Here is a 19,142-nt window from a genome sequence, read left to right as displayed (position 1 = left end):
TTACTTCGTCAGGTACTTTCCCCAAGTACTCAATAACATAACCAATACAAAAAACGCGTACGGAGACTTTATGCGCTTAAATAAAACCTTACTATCACTGACTATCGCTGCTGCAATCGCGGTTCCTGTAATGCAAGCTACTGCTGCTCCTCTTCAAATTAGCAATACAGCAGCAAAAGCAGAGCAAGTTCAAGGTGCTAACGCTTGGCTAGAAATAAACTTAGGTCAGTTCCGCGATAATATTGAGCATTTTAAATCGCACATGGATGGCAAAACCAAAATTTGTGCCGTGATGAAAGCCGACGCATACGGCAATGGTATCGCAGGCCTGATGCCGACTATTATCGAACAACAAATTCCTTGTGTTGCCGTTGCAAGTAACGCCGAAGCACAAACTGTTCGCGACAGTGGCTTTAAAGGCCAACTTATGCGTGTACGCTCAGCGGATATTGGCGAGATTGAAGCCGCAATCGACCTAAATGTCGAAGAGTTGATAGGCACAGCAGAGCAAGCTAAAGCACTGTCTAAACTAGCCGAGAAAGCTGGTAAAGAAATCAAAGTTCACCTTGCTCTGAACGACGGTGGTATGGGACGTAATGGTGTTGATATGACGACAGAAGCGGGCAAGAAAGAAGCGCTAGAAATCGCTCAACAAGCTGGCGTTAATATTGTTGGTATCATGACTCATTTCCCTAACTACAATGCAGACGACGTGCGCCAAAAGTTAGCTTCATTCAAAGACAGTTCTGCATGGCTGATTAAAGAAGCGAATCTAAAACGCGACAACATTTTACTGCACGTAGCAAACTCTTACACCGCGCTTAATGTTCCAGAGGCGCAGCTTGATATGGTTCGCCCTGGTGGCGTTTTATACGGAGACTTACCAACTAACCCTGAGTACCCTTCTATCGTGTCTTTCAAAACACGCGTGGCATCCGTTCACCACCTGCCAAAAAATAGCACAGTCGGTTACGACAGCAGCTACACAACAAGCAAAGAAAGCTTAATGGCGAACATTCCTGTTGGTTACTCTGATGGTTATCCACGAAAAATGGGGAATACAGCAGAAGTTCTGATCAATGGCCAACGTGCAAAAGTTGCGGGCGTTGCTTCAATGAACACCACAATGGTAGATGTTACAGGTATCAAAGATGTTGAGCCTGGTTCTGAAGTTGTTTTGTTTGGCTCCCAACAAGGCAAAACGATTTCAGCTGCTGAGATGGAAAAACACGCAGAAGTCATCTTCCCTGAACTATACACGGTTTGGGGAAGCGCGAACCCTCGTGTCTACGTAAAATAAACCTACTCAGTTATTCGTAACAGAGCGAAAAAGCGAGCCTCGTGCTCGCTTTCTTTCTTATTTACTAATCTGTACTAGCTCGTGATGTTATCAATTAAACAGAGCTTACTATTTCTGTTGTTTTACTCTCCTTTAGCACTACCAAGTGCGACTCTCTACACTCTGTTTCTTAAAGCCGCTTGGATGGCTCATTTTTATATAGCACTTAGTGTTTGAAAGCCCCTCTAATTGATGTTAAACATGAAGTTTACAAAAGAATAACAAACACACTCGTATGGCACTGCCCCTTTGCCTGCTAGCTAGGTATCTCTATGACAGAAAATACTCAACATCTTCAACGCTCCTCCACTGAGTTGCACGAATTTAATCGGCTTGACGTCTGGAACGGATTCACCCAACTTTTACCCCTCTCTATGTTCGTGGTCATATTTGGCCTCGCTTTCGGTGTTGCTGCCGTACAGACTGGACTAGATGTATTTCCCACTATGTTGATGAGCACACTGGTCTTCGCCGGTGCTTCACAATTTGCCACGTTAGAAATGTGGGGAGCAGAAGTCCCTCTCATTCCAGTACTTATTACTGTATTTGCGATTAATGCTCGTCACCTCTTGATGGGAGCCACACTTTATCCATGGTTACGACAACTCCCACCAACAAAACGTTACGGTGTAATGCTGGTAGCATCAGACGCTAACTGGGCAATGGCACTCAATGCATTTGGTAGAAAAGAACCAGGCTTTGGCTTGCTTGTTGGTGGCGGCTTAGCGATGTGGTCTTTTTGGATTGTGGGCACCTGGATCGGCATTTATTTTGGTAGCGCAATCAAAGATCCGGTGGGCCTAGGGCTCGATATGGTTATGGGATGCTTCCTGCTGTCTATGGTGGTAGCCGGGCCGAAAGACTTAAGAATCTTTGCGATTTGGGCCATAGCAGCAGCCTCTTCTATGTTGGCGTATTGGTATTTGCCAGAGAATAGCCACGTAGTGGTTGGCGCCATTACTGGCGGAGTATTGGGTGCTTGTTGGAAGGAGAAGAAAGCATGAACATCGAAACAACCTTAGGTGGCACACTGCTTATCATCATCGCTATGGCGTTAGTCACGCTCATAACCCGCTGGGGCGGAGTGTATGTTATGTCATTCATTCCAATTAGCGAACGGGTTCAACGTTTCATTACTGCGATGTCAGGCTCCGTATTGGTTGCCCTTTTAGCTCCGCTAGCAGTAGAGGGTGATAACGGTGCTAGAGCAGCACTGTTTTCTACTGCCGTTGTCATGTTCATCGTGAAAAAGCCTCTACCCGCAATCGCAGCAGGCATCATCGCCGCCGCTGCAGTACGTGCTCTTTAGTCGTTGTTTCAAAGCCGATACCAGTCATCAATAAAAGACCCAAAACACAAAGCCCTGATGTCACAAGTGTCATCAGGGCTTATCTTATGCTCATCATTTTAACGATGAACAACGATTATTAATCATAGTGAGACAGCACATTACGCACAGCAGTTACAATTGCGCTTATATTTGTCCATTTTACCAATACCAGGGTTAAAGGTATTGGTTGGGTCTAATTCGTGGTAAAACTTCTGCAACGAGTTTTCGGCTTCATACAAGTGACCCACGTTATGTTCTGCTGGGTATTTGGCACCACGGCTATTGAGGTGCTCTAGCATCAGCTTTTTCATCAACTTCGTGTCAGTCCCTTTTTTGAAAATGTAATCTTGATGGAAGACGTAACACATAAAGTGACCATAATAGAGCGCTTGAACAAGGTTCTTACTCACCTCTTCAGGCAAAGTTTCTAGCCACTCTTCATCATTACGTCGCAAAGCGATATCAAGTGCAACGATGTCTTCTACGTCTTTTCGGTGAATCGTCTCGTAACGAATTGCTGCACCTGCTGCTGCAAAGCGATGTAAATAAGCTTTTTTACCTTCTTCCGGCGTACACTCGAAGAAATCACAGTCGTCTTCAACAGCCCAAACTTCTTTGAGGTATTTTTGTGCTTCAGCAATACCACCATCACTCATTTTCAATACCAGGTGATGCTCATACTTGTCACGGAAATCCAGCATTCGCTCTGGTAAATGTTGTGGGAACAACTTGCTCGCGTAGTACAGAATGGTGTCTGGCAGATATTTACTGACAAACGGGATGCGCTCTAAGAAGTTTTCTACCTTAGCTTTAAGTGCGAACATTTTTGGCAGCTTATCTGTGCCTAACAAATCGATTGATAAGAACACATCCTTGCCGTACTTCTCTGCCATGTTGAAGATATCTCGATGCAAGTATTCTCCCATCTCAGGCAAGTCATCAAACGTAGATAAGAAGTCTTTTCGCAACTTCGTTAGTTTCGCAGGGTCATTGGTGCCAAGGTAAAAAACCTGCTCTTTTTCGGGTACTGGGTAGCTGTCAACCCGAACGGCAAAAACACCCAACTTGCCAGCACAGCCACTGGCTTCAAATAATCGGCGTTCATCGGCATTAAAGCGAGAAGGAATGTCAGAAGTCACGTCTCGAACACGTTCATCGTATTCTTTGTCTGATGCCATTCGCTCATCATGAATGATCTTCGCTGGGTCAAAGTTCCCTTCTTGCAGGTTTGTTAGAATTTCTTCTGGCGTTTCACCTAATCCTTCAATACCAAGGTGGTTCACCAAATGTAACTGGCCTTGCTTATCCACCTGCGCATAGATCGCCAGTTCCGTATAAGCAGGACCACGCTTAACTAGCGCACCGCCCGAGTTATTGGCGATACCACCAACCACAGTGGCACCTAGGGATGAAGAACCGATGATAGAATGCGGTGCTCGATTCACTGCCTTCAGCTCTTTCTCCAAAGAGTGTAAGCTCGCACCAGGCAAGCAAACCGCCTGCTTACCGCCATCTAATAAGTGAATCTTCTTGATTTTGGTAATATTGATCACAACCACATCGCGATCATAATCATTACCACTCGGAGCCGAGCCCTCTGTTAAACCTGTTTTAGCCGCCTGCATGATAATGATGCAGTTTGCTTCAACACACTGTTTAATAATCTTCCATTGTTCTAGAAGAGTGTTAGGAAACACGATAGCAAGCGCATTACCACTACCCGAACGAAACCCCGAGCGGTAATATTTCGTTTTAACCTCGTCGGTTAGAACATTTTCTTCCCCAACGATGGCTTTAAATTCTTCAATCAGCTGCTTTTGTTTCATATCCGTATCTCTAGTTATTGTACTTCGCTCACAACACCGCTTAGCGGCAGGCATGGCGTTTGAGCCACTATAAGCAGTCCATTTCTCTGCGTCTATGTCAGACGGGCGAGCAATACGTAATCAATCAACAACAAACAAAATAATTCTTTATTTTTCTGTTACTTACCTTTCACATTTGAGAAATTTAACGTAAGAAACAGACCGTTTCTTAAAAGAAACAATAGCAAAACCATTTGTTAACAGTTGTGCGAGGTATCTTGTTATCAATATTAGTGAAGAAAACGAGGAGAAGCGTAAACCCCTAAATTTAAGAGGATTCTTAGAAATGAAGATGGAAACATAAGCTCAACACCAACATAACGATCGGTGTTGAGTCATTGGCTTAAAATCGATGGTTTTGACTTTGAAAGCTTGTGTATAGATGATCGATAAAGATCTTAATTTTTTCTGGTTGCTGACGAGTGTAAGGATATACCGCATAAATACCCAAACATTTGGCGGTTTCGTCTTTAAATAACTGAATCAGACTGCCTTGCTTTAAGTCTTCATAAACCAAGACACGCGGCACATAGATGATTCCCTGCCCTAACAGCGCCACATTTCTCAATACAGAAGAATTGTTGGTACAGAGATTACCGTCGACGGTGATTTGATATACTTCGTCTCCATCTTTAAACGCCCACTCATGCGCTCCGGTTTCTTGGTAGGAATAGACTAAACAATTGTGTTTAGCCAAGGCTTGAGGTTGTTTAGGTATGCCATGTTTAGCTAGGTATTGGGGTGACGCGCAAATGATCCAATTCGCATCCACCAGCTTTCTTGCAATCAGACTAGAATCTGGCAACACACCCGTTCTAATTGCCAAATCAAAACGTTCATTCACGATATCGACGAAACGATTATCTAGATCCATATCGATATTGATGTCTGGGTATTTCTGATTAAATTCATTAATCACTTGAGGAAGAATTAATTCACCAGAGATAGTAGGCACCGAAATTTTAATGTTTCCAGATAAGTTTTTACCTAAACCCACAATGGATTCTTCCGCCGTTGCCACCGCTTGATAAACCGCTTTTGCATGAGTAAAAAACGCTCGTCCTGCTTCAGTCAACGTTAGCGTTCGCGTTGTTCGATAGAGAAGCTGTACACCAAGCTGTTGTTCAAGCTTGGCAATGCGTTTACTGACGACCGATTTGGTCAGTGACATATGTCTCGCGGCAGCACTAAATGAACCTTGCTCGATCAAGTGATAAAAAATGATGTAATCGTCGGTATTTCTCATGCGTCTTCGTCAAATCCTTTGGAAGCCCGTATTGTAAACTGAAATTGGCTGAGGTGCGAAACATCGGGTCACACTTAATATCAGAAACTCGTGACAGAGATGGGGTTGCTAAGCTCACAGGTAATGAAAAAGAGATGGTGTGAATTTATTAGTCTTCAGATACAAAAAAACCAGCTGTCGCTGGTTTTAAGTTGATGCACTTGGCATCGAGATACCGCCATGGCCATATCTGAATAATTTGGAGCGACACACGAGGTTCGAACTCGTGACCTCAACCTTGGCAAGGTTGCGCTCTACCAACTGAGCTAGTGTCGCATTTATTCTCGAAAGCCATTAGCTCTCAAAAGAATAATGGAGGCGCCTCCCGGAGTCGAACCGAGGTCCACGGATTTGCAATCCGCTGCATAGCCACTCTGCCAAGGCGCCTTTTATTACGCTTCAGGGCTCTACCCCGTTGCGTTGGTGGCTACTTTACGGATTGAGAGAAGATAGTCAAACAAAAATATTTCATTTTCTGTTCGTTTGATTTCTTTTAAGTCAATTCGACCAAAGTTCGATCTTATTGGCTTAAAACGAAGCAATATAAATCTAGCTTTCAGTTCGTTTTGTCCCATGAAACATTAAGGCGTTTAATAGTTGCTGACCCTTTTTAGCAATCTTCCCACAACATTAGGGTGATAAGACCAAGTGTGATCAAACATCGACATTAATGCAGGATTTCCGTATTTCGATAAGCTAATTGCGTGAAAACGGTTTTTCTTCGCTTTGAGCGCATCCACTTTGGCCAGTAACTCGTCTTGTTGTTTTGGCGCGATAAAGTCGGAAATGACTACCATGTCTGCGTTTTTATATTTATCACCGCTCATCAAGTCGATAGATTTAATCAAAGTTGGCTCTAAGTCTGTACCACCATGGAAGCTATAAGTTAGAAAGTCCGCCGCCTCGCGCAGACCATCTTGTTTGGTTAGTTCGTAGGTAATGTGTTCCGTAGAAAAAATAATGACATAGCAATCACGTTGCTCCGCTAGTGCGATTTGCATCAGAGCATAAGCCATGGCTTTGGCGCATTGCTCAGGAAAGCCACTCATGGAACCGGACGCGTCCACACAAACAATGAAGGGGCCTTTTTCGATATCTACCGCTTTATGGTCAGGTCGGTGAGCTTTAACTTTACGTAACGTGCGCGATTTGCCTTGTGTACGATAGTTCATGAGCCGTTTATCAACTAAGTGTTTATAGAACACAACTTCAAGTTCAGGATACGCCAAAAACATCGTTTCGTTGGGAAGTAGCTTATTTAGATCATCGCTTTCGTGAATACCGACAATATCATCCGTCGCCTCATCACTTTTCTCTTCGACCAATTGAAGTTCTTCAGTGGGCGCACGATTTAGTTCAGGATCATTTACTTGCCCCGCCATACGACCGAGTTGCTCCGCAATTTCTTGCAAGCCTTGGTGCTTCTTCAGAAACTCAGCATGGCGTTTCATCACCGTTAAGTCTGTTTTACTCAACTTGGCAGATGCCATATCCCACAGGCGCCCTACACTTTCAGCATCACCCGACTCCGTGACTTTATCCATATTACGCATGGTTTCCATACGTTGATACAGGTCATTCAGCACCTTTTCTTTATTGGCTTCAAGCTCGCTTACTTGCGCTTGTTTTATTGCATCGGTGAGGCTTTGGTACCATTGGTCACAAAAGTAATGTGGGAACATAGGGTTATTCATCCCTTTGTTCTTTTCCATCATTCGGCGAGCTTGCATGTAAAACGCAGAGTGCCATTCCAGCTTTTTAATCACATCTTCGATGTTTTCAAAAAACGCCTCTTCATCCCAATGAATAACCTCTTGATATAAAGACAGCTCTTGTTGGAAGCGCTCTGTCTCACATACCTTGGTGATCCGTTTTTTGACGCTGCCTCGCCACTTTAACAAGTGACCTTTGACCGAAGATTTAACGCCTCGGTTTTCTGCCATCATCATGACTTGTGAACGCGCCATCAAATCATTAACTGCGCTATCGATGATGCCAGAGTCGGCCACCATCAGCGCGAGGTTAAGTCCGTCTGCACCTAGCATGTCGTCTCCTTATGAGAAAAACTGATGTAAGTTTTTAAAGCGTTGGATAACTTTTTCACTTTCTGCTTGGATTGATTCAAGTCTCTGACTTACCTGTTGCAGACTCGACTCCATTAGGCGGGGTAATTCAGGATCAACAAAGCTATGCGGAAGCGCATCATGAAAGTTCGCTTTCACCTTGCGCATATGGTGTTCTGCCTCACTAAGCTGATTTACGGCTTTTTCGCTCTGCGTTAACCACTTTTGGTAAAGCTCTACATCCAAGCCCTCTTGAGTCACTAGGCTAACCAAAATGCCTCGATTCGCGATATCACGGATAGCTAGGTTATTCGCCGCGTCAACGTCAAATCGTAAACGGCACATGTTGGTGTTTTGATTGACGTAACCATACACATCACCGCTTCCCTCTTTAATGACTCGATCTAACTCATCTTTGGGTACATAAACCCAGCGGCTATCACCTTTTTCTGATTCTGAAACCGACATGTTGCTTTGCAAGACAACCAATTTAACTAAGTTAACGGCTGCGCCAACTTTGTACATCTTGGCTTTAGAGGTATCAAAGCGCATGGTTTCTTTACGCAAAATACCCGTTGCCGCTTCAGACGTTAACGTCATGCGGTAGGCATCTTCAAGTTCATGTTGAACATCAACCAAAGACTCTCGGCAGTACTCAATTTCCTGCTCCGCGTCTTGTTGATCAAATGCATGTTTTAAGGCGAACTCTTGAACCACTTCACGTACCACATCTCGCGATTCAGGACTGTTCCATAAACAATCTTGCAACAGTAGAAGGTCAAGCGGATTTATTTCATCGCGACCATTAAAAAACGCGCTCGCTTTTAACAACTTCACGGCTTTCTTCCAGCGGCGGTCAGAGACATACATATCGGTATTGACCACATCACCAAACTGAGCTTCAACTTTGCTTTCTAACATCGTTTTAAGCTGGAAAAGCTTTTCGAATGCATTGTCGGTTAACGTCAATTTGTCGAGCTGTTGTTGCCATTGATGATATTCTTCATCAGTTATCGCTAGGCCTTCTGGTACTTGTGCCTCTTGCGATGTGCCCACAGTCAACATCGACTTAAAGTTTTGTTTATTCTGAATTCGATTCACAAACACACGCACCAACATGCGGTCGTAGAGCGCATCCAATCCACTATCTTCATCGGGTAATTCATTGGAAGCCGATACCAACAAGCGCATTGGCACACGCTCGATATCGCTGCCATTTTTGAATGTTTTCTCATTAACCACTGTCAGCAATGTGTTAAGAATTGCAGGGCCCGCCTTCCAGATTTCATCCAAAAATACGACTTGTGCAGTTGGTAAATACCCTTTAGTTAAGCGAACATAACGGCCGTTGTCTTTTAGCTCTTGGATACTCAGTGGCCCAAACACCTCTTCAGGGGTTGAGAAGCGCGTCATCAGGTATTCGAAGTAACTGCTGTTATCGAACGCTTGGATGAGTCGTTTGGCAATTAAGCTTTTTGCAATACCAGGGGGACCTAAAAGAAAAACACTTTCACCAGCAAGTGCAGCAAGAAGGCAGAGCTTGATCGTATGTTCACGCTCATAAACGCCATCCGTTAACGCTTTCGCCAATTTATTGATGCGTTCTGAGAGAAGCGCTTTTTCGGCATTTGAGGCAAATAAGGTTTGTGTCATACGTTCTCCGGCTGCTGAAGTAGTATTGCGTTAACATTTTTATACACTTGTTATAACTTTGTTACAAATGTATTTTGTCGAATTCCCCTTATAGCAGATGCTTTTCCCCTTCTTGACGAAGCAATCAAAGTTTCCATTTATGAGACATTGCTCACTTAAAGTGCAAACGCTTTCGTCGTGTTGCAGTATTTTTTGCTTTTGTTTCCCACCATTTGTGGTTAATGTCGAAAAACGTCAAAAATGCGGTAACAGCTAGGGTTCATAACTGCATGAGCAAGATAATTCATAAATGGAAGCAAATTTCTCTGATTGAAGAAGACGTTATGCTTCCTACAGGACAGGCAATTACGCACACCACAATCCATCATCCGGGTGCTGCGGTGATTCTCCCTATTACAGCGGAGGGTGAGATTGTCCTTGTCCACCAATTTCGGCCTTCACTTAATAAATGGCTATTGGAACTGCCTGCTGGTACCAGGGAAGGCAACGAAGAGCCACTCTGCTGCGCCAAAAGAGAGTTAGAGGAAGAAACTGGGTTTAGTGCAGAGAAATTCACGTCTCTCGGCCAAGTCACCCCTCTTGCCGGATTTTGTGATGAGATACAGTATCTATTTGTTGCCGAAAAGCTCAACAAAACAAACCGTTACGAGTGCGATGAAGACGAAGTGATTGAGGTCGTCACCTTGTCAATCAAGCAACTCGAAGAAAAGATTGTCGATGGCACGATCACCGATGCCAAAACGATCGCTTGCTTAAGCAAAGCGCGCCTTTGCGGATATATTTAGGACTTTGACCAAGGAGACATTCATGGATTTTCGATCAGATACCGTTACACAGCCCACCCAAGCCATGCGAGAAGCCATGTTTAAGGCCCCCGTTGGGGATGATGTTTATGGTGATGACCCTACGGTCAATGAGCTTGAAAAATTTGCTGCGCAGCTTGCTGGTTTCGAAGCAGCTTTGTTTACCACTTCAGGCACTCAAGCCAATCTGCTCGGTTTAATGGCGCATTGCGAGCGGGGAGATGAATATCTATGTGGGCAACAAGCACATAACTACAAATACGAAGCTGGTGGCGCGGCGGTTTTGGGATCAATTCAACCTCAACCAGTCGAAAATAACCCAGATGGCACGCTACCATTTGATAAACTGGCTGCTGCGATTAAACCAGATGATTGTCACTTTGCTCGCACTAAGCTTCTCAGCTTAGAAAACACAATTAATGGTAAAGTACTACCTCTGTCTTACTTAGCAGAAGCACGTGACTTCGTGAATAAACATAACTTGCAGATGCATCTAGATGGCGCTCGCGTTTTTAACGCAGCCGTTGCACTTGATGTTCCGGTAAAAGAGATCGGTCAGTACTTTGATTCAATGACGATCTGTCTGTCGAAAGGTCTGGCTGCCCCTGTTGGCTCGCTACTGCTTGGTAGCAAAGACTACATCGCAAAAGCACGTCGCTTAAGAAAGATGGTCGGCGGTGGTATGCGTCAAGCGGGTATTCTTGCCGCAGCAGGCAAACTTGCCCTTACCGAACAAGTGGAACAGCTAAAACAAGATCACATCAACGCAAAAACCTTAGCGGAAGGTTTAGCAGAACTGCCTGGTTTTTCAGTCAACCCTGAATTTGTTCAAACGAACATCGTGTTCGCGAAGCTTGATCCTCAAGTGGACATAGTAAGTATCGCTGCGAAACTAAAGGAACAAAACATCACGATAACCCCTGGAAATCCAATTCGTTTTGTAACTCATAAAGATATTTCAGCGAAAGACATCGACACTTTCTTATCAAGTATAAAATCTCTACTTTAATTTGATTTTGATCATTGAGCTTCCCCTAAGGGGAAGCTTTATTGTATCGGCATGATTTTTAGCGAATAGATAACCTCCATGCTCAGATTTGTACTTTTAATCTCTTTTATTTTCTCTTCCGCTATCCATGCCGAGCCGTTTGGTGATGCTGATAAAGGTAAAATCAAATCACCTAGCTGTGTCTATTGTCACGGTGTTACAGGCATCGCAACGAACAACACCTATCCAAGCCTTGCTGGTCAAAATTCTCAGTACCTTTACAATGCAATGAAATCTTATCAAGCCGGTGAGCGTAAAGGGCCACTTGCAGAAATGATGGCAGCACAGTTAAAAATGTTAAATGATGAAGACCTTCGTGATGTCGCTGCTTTTTATGCAGAACAGACAGAAATCAAGTGATTAGATCACCTGTAGATGACTATGAAAGCTCGTGAATCATCCAAACTCAGCGCATATTGAAACATTAACCCAACATTTGACCACAAAACAATCAAATTAACTTCACTTCAAATATTTGATGAATTTATAGTTCAACATAAGCATTAATATTGACTTTTTATTCTATTTTATCGATATTTCATGCTTTATTGAATTTGACGTGAAGTAAGTTATGTCTCACACACATGCGCAACCAGCAGACTCGGTTGCTACCCCTAAGTCGTGGCAGATGCCAGATACCCTCATTTTGATCTTCATTGTTGGTATTCTTGCTGCGATTCTTACCTACTTAATTCCTGCTGGTCATTTTGATAGCCAACAGGTGACCTACATGGTCGACGGTGCAGAAAAAACTCGCACAGTTATCGATCCTTCTTCTTTCTCTTATGCAACCGACGAAAACGGTGAATTGGTTTACAACAAGGTTGGTCTGTTTGCTTCTGGTGGTGGCATTGGCCTGATGAACTTCCCTTTCGAAGGGCTAGTTTCTGGCTCTAAATGGGGCAGCGCGATCGGCGTGATTATGTTCATGTTGGTTATCGGCGGTGCTTTCGGCGTTGTAATGCGCACAGGCACAATCGATAACGGTATCCTGCGCCTTATCGATAAGACCAAAGGTAACGAAGCGCTATTCATTCCAGTGCTATTTTTGCTGTTTTCGCTAGGCGGTGCGGTATTTGGTATGGGTGAAGAAGCCGTAGCATTTGCGATTATTATCGCGCCGCTTATGGTTCGCCTTGGTTATGATGGTATCACTACGGTAATGGTTACCTATGTTGCGACTCAAATTGGCTTCGCTACTTCTTGGATGAACCCTTTTTCCGTAGCTATTGCGCAAGGCATTGCGGGTGTACCTGTTTTATCCGGCATGACAGTACGCATGGGGTTATGGGCTGGCTTTACGTTAATCGGTATCGCTTTCACAATGATCTACGCCGCTCGTGTGAAGTCAAATCCTAAACTTTCTTACAGCCATCGCACAGACCAGTATTTCCGTCAGCAAGAGCTTGGCAATCAAGATTCTCGTTGGAACCTAGGTGACACACTCGTTATCCTTACGGTTATTGCGACCACGGTGTGGGTCGTTTGGGGCGTAGTCGCTAACGCATGGTACATCCCAGAAATCGCGTCTCAATTTTTCACTATGGGCTTTGTTGTCGCGATCATCGGTACGATTTTTCGCCTGAACGGTATGACACTAAACTGCGCAGCTGATGCATTTAAAGAAGGTGCAGCTATTATGCTTGCACCTGCCCTATTAGTGGGTTGTGCAAAAGGTGTATTGTTGATCCTTGGTGGTGGTACAACTGATGAAGCGAGTGTACTGAATTCAATTCTAAACAGTGCTGGCGGCGTGATTAGCGGGCTTCCTGACGTGGCTGCGGCATGGTTAATGTATGTATTCCAATCTATCTTCAACTTCTTCGTCACTTCGGGCTCTGGACAAGCGGCACTAACGATGCCTCTACTGGCCCCTCTGGCAGACATTGCAGGAGTTACGCGCCAAGTGGCAGTTTTGTCATTCCAACTTGGCGATGGCTTTACTAACGTTATCGTCCCTACTTCGGCATCTCTCATGGCAACGCTTGGTGTCTGCCGTATCGACTGGGGTGACTGGGCAAAATTCTGCTGGCGATTTATTCTATTACTCTTTACCCTATCAAGTATCGTCGTTATCGCAGCTCATATTATGGGTTTTGCGTAAAACGAAACCAATTGGTAATTAAGGCGAGACATGTTCTCGCCTTATTAATATTCATGGTATGACGACGCTAAGGTTTTAGATTAGCTTATGGTTTTGGAGTGGTAACTTTAATGGCAACACAATTTCTCGATGACGTGATTCAGGGTCATCAAGTGATTCAATCTCTCAATGTAGCAGACCTAAATTCGGGCGAGCATAAGTTTTGGTTTCGCATCGCAACGAATGCTCTCTCTCAGTGGCAACACCTACCTGTGCTAGTGTTCAAAGGTGAAAAACCTGGCAAGAAGATCATGATTACCGCAGGGGTTCATGGTGATGAGTACAATGGTGTGTTAGCAGCGCAGAAAACTGCTCGAGAGCTCATCGGCACTGAAGTCGCTGGTACTGTCACTATTGTTCCAACCATTAACATGCCAGGTATGCTAAACCACAGCCGCGATTTCTATTCCGCAGACCCTGATGCGTCTCCTGCAAACTTAAACCGCTTTTTTCCTGGTGACCAAAACGGCAATGAGGCCCAACGTTACTTATATGCATTGTGGAATGATTTGCTCAAGCCAAATGCTGATTTAGCCATTGACCTTCACACTCAAACCAGTGGTGCGGCCTATCCACTTTACGTGTTTGCAGATTTCCGAATCGAGCAATCATTAGAAATGGCTCGCCTCATTAATCCTGATGCGATTTTAAATGATCCTGGAGATGCTGGCGTCCTTGAAACGGTCTGGAATAACCATGGTGTCCCAAGTATTACTGTTGAAGTAGGTATGGGGCGATATACCGAGCAAGAACTTATCAGTCGAACTGTAACAGGCATTTTTAATGTGCTGAAAGAGCATAACATTGTTGAAGGTGATGTGGACACTATTACGTCATGCTTGGAAGGAAACGAAATCATCAGTGTGAAAGCGACACACGGCGGCTTTGTACTGCCTCATGTTAGTTTGATGGATTTTGTCGAGCAAGGCCAACTTCTTGCGATTCAATACGACAGCTTTGGCGCTGAGATTAAACGCTACACCGCCCCAACAAGCGGCACAGTACTTAGCCACAATGTTGAATCTATTCGAGCACCAGGTTCCCTGATCGTTCGTTTGATTAAGTAAACCATAACCGTTTGTTGATAGATCAACCTTTCGACGCTCACTCAAATTTATATAAGCCCCATCACGAGTAATCACAAATGATGGGGCTATATCCATTTTGACCACATTAAGTTACGCGGTAACAAATTACTGTTAAGCGAAATGACAAACTGAGCTCTTAATTAGGAAGCTTCCCCTCTGTCCGCTTTTTCAGCCACGCTGATGAACTTAAAGCTGTCTTTGTTTCTCTTGTTCAACAAAAATGAGCTCGTCTATAGCGAAACCTTTCTCTTTAGCTACGTACTTAAAGCGCTCCACTACTTTCTCATCAACGTTAGGCGTTCTAGACAATAGCCACAAGTAGTCGTGGTTGTAACCGGAAACAAACGCATAGTCATAGTTTTCACCTAGCTCAAAAACAATGTAAGAAGAGTATATTGGCCCAAAAAAGGAAACCTTTAAGTGTCCAACCGTTTTATCTTCAACAAAATAAGCTTTGCCTTCAGCTTCTGACCACTGTCGCTCTTCTTCGGAATATCCACGGTTTATCACCTTAACCCCACCATCCTCGCGAACCTGATACTCAGCGGTAACGTTGGATAAGCCTCGCTCAAATGAATGGTCTAGGCGTGCAATCTCATACCACTTACCTAGATATGGCTCTAAATCGAAATTATTGACGGGTTCCACCCCATCCGGCTTCGAGGTACAACCAAATAAAGTTGCAAGTGACAAAAGTAAAAATATTTTTATCGATTTCATACAACACCTAAATTTTAATTAGTGATTGATTTTACTCTAGAAGATAACAAATCGATCACTAAGCCGCACCATCGCCCTCATAGGTACACATCACAATTCTTCATCATCAATAGCGCGCTGAACACCGAAACCTCGTCATCTCAGCAAATCGATAACAAGATTGCTCTATTTTTGACTTACAAGCTGACCATGCTTGTACATTTTGTCAGCATTTAACCCTATGCATATAGAAACTTTGCACAACATAGACATTCGTAGGCATATCACCCTCCTATAATACGTTGCGTTATAGACAGAGGTTATTGTTATGAAATTAAAAACAGTGTCAGTTTGTGCACTTTTGGTGTTACTTGCAGGTTGTCAGCAGGAAAAGCCGAGCGAAACGACACAATTAACGACCTCGGCAGATGTATGTAATGCACAAGGAAACATGCCAGGTGGGTGGAATGAGTTTAACGCGACCCCTGATGCACAAAAGGCAATGGCCTTTGTTTTAAAGAAAATGGACACAATAGCGTCGTTTAAACGAATACTGAATGTTCACGCGCAAATCGTTAGCGGCGTCAACTATGCTATTGAGTTTGAGTTGGATGATGGCTCTGTTTGGAACACGATTGTTTATCGCAACCTTGATGGCGAATATGCGATTACCCAATCACCAAAAGAAGGCCACTTTTGCGAACAGTAGCGACTTAGTCAGAAAGCCCCTAATAATAGGGGCTTTTTGATCTAACAGTAGTCACTGAATTAGACAGCGAAGCGACATTGAGATTTAATCGACACCGTTGAACCAAGTCTTGATGGTTCAACATCAATCCTCTGCGCCATTTGCTCTTTCAGCTCAGAAACGTGAGAAATAACACCGATCATGCGCCCAGTCTGTTGCAGGTCCACTAGCGTTTGAATAGCAAGATCTAAAGACTCTGGGTCTAAACTACCGAAGCCCTCATCAATAAATAAAGTGTCTAAACGGATACCGCCACTATAGGATTGCACAACATCCGACAAACCAAGTGCCAGAGCAAGCGCTGCCATAAATGATTCACCGCCGGAAAGTGTCGCAACATCACGCGTTTTTCCTGTGTAGCCATCTTCAACCATTAAATCTAAGCCGCGACCCGCAGCGCCTTTGAAGCCCTCTGTTTTTCGAGCAAGTATATAGCGCCCTTTACTCATAAGGCTTAAGCGTTGAGAGGCCTGAATCAGCACATCATCCAACAGTACACCAAGAACAAAGCGATGTAGGCTAACCCTGCTGCCTGTTTTACCGCTAGCAACGTCGTACAACGTACCAAAGACTTTGTATTCTTCTTCTAACTTACTATTTTTCTCATGCAACACGGCAATATCTTTACGAACCTTTTCAAGGCGTTCAAATATTGAGCGTGTGGTATCAAGTTGATTCCTTACTTCAATATATTGCGCCTGCAGAGTGGTTAACCTGTCGTTAATCGACTCCAAATTAGGCCTTTCAAGATCTTTCAATGCATGATTTAAATCATGTAGTGTTTGCTCAAGCTTGGTTTGTGTCTGTTTGAAACTGTCTATTTCTTGCTGCCAGGCTTGAAGTTCATCATCTCCCACTCGACTACTTAGATAATGGCTTTCATCCTCAAATTTACTCGCCTGTAGTGCCTCATTCCACGCTAATTCTGCTTGGCTAAGTTTTTGCTCTGACTCAGATAACCACTGCTTGTTCGTCGCTAAGTGACTTTCCGCATTTGATTTCTCCAATATCGCTTGCTGCAAAGCGTTTTGCGCCTTTTCTAAGCCTGTGTTCAAACTCAGAATTTGCTCGTTTGTCAGCAAAATTTCACGTTCAAGCAAGTCAGCGGAACTGTATTTTGGGTCAATAGAAGCTTGTAATTGAGCCAATTGTTCTTGGTTCGCTTTAACGGTTGATTCATTTGCCGCCATTTGATTCTGCAGCTCATGAATTTTATTTTCACCCACGACGCAGCGTTGATTAAGCTGTTCAACGTTCTTTTCTAGCTTTTCAATATCAATAGCTTGTAGACGTAGGAGTTGAGCATTGATCGCTTGCAAATCATTTTGAACCGTCGAGATCTCAGATGTAGCATACTCACCCAACTCCTCTTTCAACTGGTTACACTGATTCTGATACTGACTAATGACAACGTTATGTTGTTCTAGCTGATTGCTTAGTTGGTTCAACAAGGTTTGAGCTTCTCGCTCTTTCGCTCTAGCCGCCTGAACTTGCTCTTTTGTAACGGCTTCTTCAACAAACGTTGCGGGGTTAGGATGCGTTTCGCTACCACACACCGGGCATGCTTCACCTGCTTTTAGTCGCTGCGCTAATACTGCCGCTTGAGCGTTGTGCCACTTAAGCTCTATCGTATCAGCGGCTTGTTGACGCTGCATATAGCGCTGACTGGCTTCGTGTAGTGACTGCTGCTTGCCTACAGTTAGCGCATTGAGTTTAGAGAGCTCTAAAGTAAGATCATGCAGCTTTTGTAGATCCTGTAACAGCCGTTGTTTTTGTTTTATTTCCGCATCGATGCTGCCAATAAGCGCAACATCAACTCGTGCTTTCTCTAGCTCCTTCTGTCCCTGCTGGGCCTGTAACGTTAACTTATCTTTTAGTTCTATGTACTGTTTTAACGTTGCTTCAAATTGTTGTTTTTGTTGATAACCCGCCGTTATTTTACTTTCCAAATTGTCTTTCTCGACCAACTTGTTTTTCATACTTTCAAGCTGATACTGCAGTTGCGTTAACTGCGGGACCTTTGCCGCGGCCTCTTTTGCACTTTGCTGCAAGTTTTCTTGTTCTCTCGCAACGACATGAGCTTTTTCGAGACTCTCTTTCAAAGCTACGATTTTTTGCCTAAGCTCTTGCGTTTGAGCTTTTGCATTTTGTAATGAGATATAGGGCAACTCTATCTTATTGGCATTTTTAGCGTTTTCTAATTGCTGTTGAAGAGCTTTTATCGAATCTGAGTGTTCTAGATGCAGCTTGAGTGCGCTTTCTGCTTGCTCTCGTTTCGAAAACTCTCCATTCAAGGTTTCCGCTTTTTGCAATTCAGATTTAGCAGTATTGAGCTTATCTAACGCTGCTTGCTCATTCTTTTTATCAGACTCTAATTGCTTAGTTACTTGTTCCAGTTGTTGTAATAGTTCTTGTTCAGAACTCGCTTCTGCAACTTGTAAAGCACCTCGAATTTGATTATCAAATTCGCCTTTCGCTTTACTAATTGCACTCGCTTTATCTTTGAGCGCGTACTCAATTTTTTTATATATGTCAGTTTGAAAGAGCTGGCCAAAAATTTCTTCACGCTCTTTAGAGCTAGCAAGCAACAGTTCTCGGAATTTTCCTTGAGGCAACACCATAACTTGACGAAATTGAGTTTCATTCAAGCCAATAATATTGCTAACTTCAGTTTTAACCTGAGTCGTCTTGCTGGTGATAAGCGTTTCAGTCTCACCGAGTTCATAAAGAGCCGCAGTGTGCTTTTTAATCGTCATCCCTTCACCACGGGCCTTGGGCGCTTCCTGCTCAGGGGATCGAACAACTCGGTATTGTTTGCCGTGTAACGAAAATTCGAGAACTACTTCGGTTGGTAAATCTTGCGCGGATAAGTCACACCGCATCTGAATACCTTGTCGCTCATTACCTGTGGTTTCACCATAAAGGGCGAAGCAAATGGCATCTAAGATCGACGTTTTACCGGAACCTGTAGGGCCATTAATCAAAAATAGAGGGTTACTGCCAAGCTTCTCAAAATCAATGATTTCAGTTTTTGCAAACGGACCAAAAGCTTGCATGGTTAGTTTAATTGGTTTCATC

General features: G+C 43.8%; 15 protein-coding genes and 2 tRNA genes. 9 read left to right on the top strand and 8 right to left on the bottom strand.

Features of this window, described 5'->3' with window-relative positions:
- The first annotated feature begins 70 nt into the window (after positions 1 to 70).
- From alr to L3V37_RS07975, 3 genes are all read left to right on the top strand, one after another.
- Complete coding sequence (gene alr, locus L3V37_RS07985) at positions 71 to 1,300, top strand: alanine racemase (RefSeq protein WP_237306131.1); 1,230 nt, start codon at positions 71 to 73, stop codon at positions 1,298 to 1,300.
- A 311-nt stretch (positions 1,301 to 1,611) separates the two neighbouring features.
- Entirely contained in the window at positions 1,612 to 2,343 is a 732-nt protein-coding gene (locus L3V37_RS07980; protein ID WP_017820197.1) for an AzlC family ABC transporter permease, read from the top strand.
- Positions 2,340 to 2,648: an AzlD family protein gene (locus L3V37_RS07975; protein WP_017820198.1), complete on the top strand. Its 309-nt coding sequence runs from the start codon at positions 2,340 to 2,342 to the stop codon at positions 2,646 to 2,648. Before L3V37_RS07980 ends, L3V37_RS07975 begins: the two co-directional genes overlap by 4 nt.
- Positions 2,649 to 2,788: 140 nt before the next feature.
- On the opposite strand, the gene dld is transcribed toward L3V37_RS07975, so the two are convergent.
- The 6 genes from dld to L3V37_RS07945 all read right to left on the bottom strand — a co-directional run bounded on the left by dld (position 2,789) and on the right by L3V37_RS07945 (position 9,535).
- Positions 2,789 to 4,495 (bottom strand): D-lactate dehydrogenase, encoded by a 1,707-nt coding sequence (dld, locus tag L3V37_RS07970; protein WP_086047351.1) that lies wholly within the window; start codon positions 4,493 to 4,495, stop codon positions 2,789 to 2,791.
- Positions 4,496 to 4,877: 382 nt separating this feature from the next.
- Complete coding sequence (locus L3V37_RS07965) at positions 4,878 to 5,780, bottom strand: LysR family transcriptional regulator (protein ID WP_213966257.1); 903 nt, start codon at positions 5,778 to 5,780, stop codon at positions 4,878 to 4,880.
- A gap of 239 nt (positions 5,781 to 6,019) precedes the next feature.
- Positions 6,020 to 6,095 (bottom strand) — tRNA-Gly (locus tag L3V37_RS07960).
- 37 nt (positions 6,096 to 6,132) lie between these two features.
- A tRNA-Cys gene (locus L3V37_RS07955) sits at positions 6,133 to 6,206 on the bottom strand.
- 203 nt (positions 6,207 to 6,409) lie between these two features.
- Positions 6,410 to 7,864 carry an ATPase RavA stimulator ViaA gene (viaA, locus tag L3V37_RS07950; RefSeq protein ID WP_033907023.1) on the bottom strand — a complete coding sequence of 485 codons (1,455 nt, stop codon included), beginning with the start codon at positions 7,862 to 7,864 and terminating at the stop codon, positions 6,410 to 6,412.
- A 9-nt stretch (positions 7,865 to 7,873) separates the two neighbouring features.
- Positions 7,874 to 9,535, bottom strand: coding sequence for an ATPase RavA domain-containing protein (locus tag L3V37_RS07945; protein ID WP_237306130.1), 1,662 nt, complete (start codon positions 9,533 to 9,535; stop codon positions 7,874 to 7,876).
- Between the two features lie 269 nt (positions 9,536 to 9,804).
- Between L3V37_RS07945 and L3V37_RS07940 the strand changes: the two genes are divergently transcribed.
- The 5 genes from L3V37_RS07940 to L3V37_RS07920 all read left to right on the top strand — a co-directional run bounded on the left by L3V37_RS07940 (position 9,805) and on the right by L3V37_RS07920 (position 14,596).
- Positions 9,805 to 10,320: an NUDIX hydrolase gene (locus tag L3V37_RS07940; protein WP_017820203.1), complete on the top strand. Its 516-nt coding sequence runs from the start codon at positions 9,805 to 9,807 to the stop codon at positions 10,318 to 10,320.
- A 22-nt stretch (positions 10,321 to 10,342) separates the two neighbouring features.
- Positions 10,343 to 11,347 (top strand): low-specificity L-threonine aldolase, encoded by a 1,005-nt coding sequence (gene ltaE / locus L3V37_RS07935; RefSeq protein WP_005375978.1) that lies wholly within the window; start codon positions 10,343 to 10,345, stop codon positions 11,345 to 11,347.
- Between the two features lie 78 nt (positions 11,348 to 11,425).
- The gene (locus L3V37_RS07930; RefSeq protein ID WP_130545611.1) at positions 11,426 to 11,746 is read left to right on the top strand and encodes a cytochrome c; all 321 of its coding nucleotides are present in this window, start codon (positions 11,426 to 11,428) and stop codon (positions 11,744 to 11,746) included.
- Positions 11,747 to 11,957: 211 nt separating this feature from the next.
- Positions 11,958 to 13,490 (top strand): putative basic amino acid antiporter YfcC, encoded by a 1,533-nt coding sequence (yfcC, locus tag L3V37_RS07925; RefSeq protein ID WP_005387492.1) that lies wholly within the window; start codon positions 11,958 to 11,960, stop codon positions 13,488 to 13,490.
- A 110-nt stretch (positions 13,491 to 13,600) separates the two neighbouring features.
- Complete coding sequence (locus tag L3V37_RS07920; RefSeq protein WP_033907020.1) at positions 13,601 to 14,596, top strand: succinylglutamate desuccinylase/aspartoacylase family protein; 996 nt, start codon at positions 13,601 to 13,603, stop codon at positions 14,594 to 14,596.
- A 207-nt stretch (positions 14,597 to 14,803) separates the two neighbouring features.
- On the opposite strand, the gene L3V37_RS07915 is transcribed toward L3V37_RS07920, so the two are convergent.
- Positions 14,804 to 15,337 carry a lipocalin family protein gene (locus L3V37_RS07915; protein ID WP_017820207.1) on the bottom strand — a complete coding sequence of 178 codons (534 nt, stop codon included), beginning with the start codon at positions 15,335 to 15,337 and terminating at the stop codon, positions 14,804 to 14,806.
- Positions 15,338 to 15,644: 307 nt separating this feature from the next.
- Between L3V37_RS07915 and L3V37_RS07910 the strand changes: the two genes are divergently transcribed.
- The gene (locus L3V37_RS07910; protein WP_025767719.1) at positions 15,645 to 16,025 is read left to right on the top strand and encodes a cystatin domain-containing protein; all 381 of its coding nucleotides are present in this window, start codon (positions 15,645 to 15,647) and stop codon (positions 16,023 to 16,025) included.
- A 59-nt stretch (positions 16,026 to 16,084) separates the two neighbouring features.
- Here the strand turns inward: L3V37_RS07910 and L3V37_RS07905 are convergent, their stop codons facing one another.
- Positions 16,085 to 19,141, bottom strand: a complete 3,057-nt coding sequence (locus L3V37_RS07905) for an AAA family ATPase (protein ID WP_237306129.1) — start codon at positions 19,139 to 19,141, stop codon at positions 16,085 to 16,087.
- Position 19,142: the final 1 nt, after the last annotated feature.

Origin of the sequence: Vibrio sp. D54 (genome assembly GCF_021728075.1) — a bacterium.
GTDB classification, from domain to species: Bacteria; Pseudomonadota; Gammaproteobacteria; order Enterobacterales; family Vibrionaceae; genus Vibrio; species Vibrio alginolyticus.
The sequence above is the reverse complement of the archived record's forward strand: the minus strand, read 5'-3'. Positions and strand labels throughout refer to the sequence as shown.